The following is a 3,197-nucleotide window of genomic DNA, read 5'->3' on the forward strand; positions in this document are numbered from 1 at the left end:
GGCGCAAACGCGCTAGAGGAGGGCGTTAATTATCAAGTGCTGCAAAAGCCGCTAAATGTACCGAAAAACAGCGTAGTTAAAATTTTTAACTACGATTGCCCGCACTGCTATGCGTTCGATAGGACGGTCACGCCGCAGCTGATGAAAAAGCTTGAGGGGACGGAGTTTTTGCCATGGCATCTAAAGACCAAAGGCGTGTTTGGGCAGACCGCAAGCGGCGTATTCGCAGCCCTTATCGTGCTTGATGAGAAGGACGGTGTGGGCCTGTTAAGCAATGAGTCGAAATTTAAAAAGGCAAAATTTGCGATTTACAAAGCGGTCCACGATAAAAAGGATGATTTCGGCGAGGGAAGCGATAAGCAAAGATTCATCAAAACCGCGCTGGATGCCGCGCGCGTGAGCATGAGCGAATACGAAGCTGCGCTTGCTAGCAAAAAGGCGCAGGCTCTGCTCGCGCAGTGGGACGCGGGCTACGAAGTCGCGGTGATTTCAGGCGTGCCGGCATTTGTCGTCAGCGGCAAGTATCTCTTAAACACGGCTTCGTTCGGCTCCGTCGATGAAATGGCCGCCGCGGTAAAGGAGCTGCTGGCGAAATAGGTTTCGCCGCGTCAAAGCAAGCTTTGTTTTACGCGCTGCATTAAATTTAGCCGCAGCGGCAGGGTTCTAGCAAATTTTATCGCTAAGCCGCGCGGAACGATAATGTCTAAATTTTATATTTTCAAGGTGCGAGTCTAGGCGGGTAAAATTTGAGCTAAAATTTAAAAATTTGACTTTAAATTTAAATGTAAAATTTCAAGGCGAAGTATTTTTACGTCAGACGAGGCAGCGGTGAAAGAGGCGAGGGAGAGGACTCGCTCGCCCGTAACCGAAGCCGAGCGAGCTGCTTTCTGCTTGCAGTTGTGACCGCAAGGGAAGCAAAGCGAAGTATGACGGAAAAAGACGAGCCGCAAAATAAAATTTAACGCCAAATTTGAACGTAGAAATTTCAAGGTGAAGTATTTTTGTCATAGACAAGGCGGATAAGCAAGGGCAAAGGAGCGTATATATAATACATGACTGCAGCCTGCAGCGAAATCGGGCGCCGTATAGGGCAAAAAGACAAGCCGCTAAATTTAGATTACTCGCCACTTAGCAGTATATACCCGCTCTCGCTAATATTCTTAAACCTCACCCCCAGCTCCCGCTTTAGCCTTAGCACGACGTTTTGTATCGCGCCTTTGCTAGGCAGCTCGCCCTCATATACGAACTCCTCGATCATCTCGTAGCTCACGAGCTTGTTTAGATTATACGCAAAGAGCCAAAAGAGCTTGTTTTGCAAAAATGATAGATAAATTTCTTCGCCGTTTTTGTAGATCTTTTCTTTGGCGAGATTTATACTGGTTTGCGGGCCCAGACGCACGAGCTTTTCGTCCTTTTCGTAGGTTAGAGCCACGAGCAGACGGCACAACGCGGCGATATCGACGGGCTTTTTTAGAAACGACGCCGCGCCGTGCTCGATGCTTTTGATGAGGTTGTCGTCGGTGTCGTAGGAGGTAAAGACGATAAATTTTTGCGTGGGCTTTATGCGCATCATCTCCTTCATCATCTCAAAGCCGTTCATCGCGGGCATGTGGATGTCGGTGATGACGATGGCGGGAGCTAGCTTTTTAAAGCGCTCTAGCCCCTCTAGCCCGTCGCCTGCACCCCAGACGCTTAGGCAGTATGGCTTTAGCCCGCCTATTAGCAGCTCCCTTGCGATCTCGTCGTCCTCGACGATGAGGACGGTCAGGTCTTTAAGTAGCTTTAAATGCTCTGGCATCTCACTCCTTTAAATTTGTCTCAAAGCTCAGCTCAAACGTCGTTGGATCACCCGCGCTTAGCAGTTTGATGTCGCCTGCGAGCTTTTCGTTTGCGAGCTTTTTGCCAAAATACAGCCCGATACCGCTTCCTTGCTTTTTGGTGGTTTTTGGCTGGGTTAAAATTTTATCCCGAGCCGCCTTGCTCACGCCGCTGCCGTAGTCCGTGACGGATATTTTGCACGTGCCGTTTTCAAATTTGACGTCCAAAAAAACTTGCCGTTTGGCGATCTCGTCTTTGTATCGCTCCACTACCGCGTCCTTTGCGTTGTGAATGAGGATGAGTAAAATTTGCTGCACGATGCCCATGCGCTGCGTGGCCTCTTCGTCTTTAAACTCGCGCAAGCTTACCGCGACGTTTGCCTTGCTAAGCTCGGTGTGCATGAGCTTTAGCAGGTCTTTGATGCAGCGCTGCACGCTAAATTTTTGCGGAGCGTCGCTACTTTTATAAAAATTTCTAAAAATCTCAATCGTATCGCTTAAAAGCACGGTCGCGGCTTGTCCTTTTTGCAGCATATGCTCTAGCGTCGCGGCGTCTAGTTTGCCGTCTTTTTGCAGCATGAGCAGGCTTGATATCATCAAATTTAGCGAATTAACCGGCTGGATAAACTGATGATTTACACCGCTGATTAGCTCGCCCGCCTCGCTCATACGGGCTTTGTGCTTGAGCAGGGCTTCGTAGTCGTCTTGCAGATTTTTGATTTTTGAGTACATAAAGTTATGGAGGAAATTTGCCACCAGCGCCAGCGCCGCGAATGCAAAAAGCAAGATGAGGGCGTTTTTTAGCACGGAGTTAAGCAGCGCTGCAAGCTCTTTTTCGTTATCGGTGCCTGCGCCGATGAACCAGTTTAGCGTGGGGATCTCGGCGACGGAGATGAAATTTGAGCCGATATTTAGGCTCGTGATGTCCTCGTCACGCAGGAAAAGCTCTTTAAATTTATCCTCGATCTGCTTTTTTAGTGCGGCATCCTTCATCGGCGTTAAAATTTCGCCGCCGTGAGTGACGATGAAGGCGTATGAATCGGGCGCAAGCTTAAATTTTTCCATATTTTTTAGTATGTTTTGCAGCTTCACCACGCCGCAAAACACCCCCGCAAACGAGCCGCCGTCCAGCACGGGCACGCATAAATTTAACGTCGGCTCGCCTAAAATTTTATGGCGCTGCATAAAATTTACCGTGGGTGCTAGCGTGTTTTTGGTCTCTTCAAACCACACAAGTCCCGTGCGCAGGCTCTTTGGCATCGCTTCATCATCGCCTAGCTCCTTGCCATCCACGAAGATCTCCCCGTCCTCGCGCAAAAACTGCAAGGCATCGAATTCTGCGGAGTTTTCTTTAAAAAGACGTATGAAGCCGCCGAGCTT

The 3,197-nt window shown here is 49.1% G+C and carries 3 protein-coding genes; 1 reads left to right on the forward strand and 2 read right to left on the reverse strand.

Going from position 1 to position 3,197, the window contains the following annotated elements; genetic code table 11:
* On the forward strand, window positions 1-597 hold a 597-nt coding region (locus Q0140_RS06500; protein WP_297962949.1), incomplete at its 5' end, for a thiol:disulfide interchange protein DsbA/DsbL.
* 520 nt (window positions 598-1,117) lie between these two features.
* On the opposite strand, the gene Q0140_RS06505 is transcribed toward Q0140_RS06500, so the two are convergent.
* Window positions 1,118-1,798 carry a response regulator gene (locus Q0140_RS06505; protein ID WP_297962951.1) on the reverse strand — a complete coding sequence of 227 codons (681 nt, stop codon included), beginning with the start codon at window positions 1,796-1,798 and terminating at the stop codon, window positions 1,118-1,120.
* Window position 1,799: 1 nt separating this feature from the next.
* A partial coding sequence (locus Q0140_RS06510) for a sensor histidine kinase (protein WP_297962953.1) occupies window positions 1,800-3,197 on the reverse strand: 1,398 nt, incomplete at its 5' end.

It is taken from the genome of uncultured Campylobacter sp. (assembly GCF_938045405.1).
GTDB lineage: Bacteria > Campylobacterota > Campylobacteria > Campylobacterales > Campylobacteraceae > Campylobacter_B.

Bases quoted from the DNA above. Each gene is read 5' to 3' on its own strand.
- Q0140_RS06505 (WP_297962951.1), bottom strand. From the start codon at position 1,798: ATGCCAGAGCATTTAAAGCTACTTAAAGACCTGACCGTCCTCATCGTC.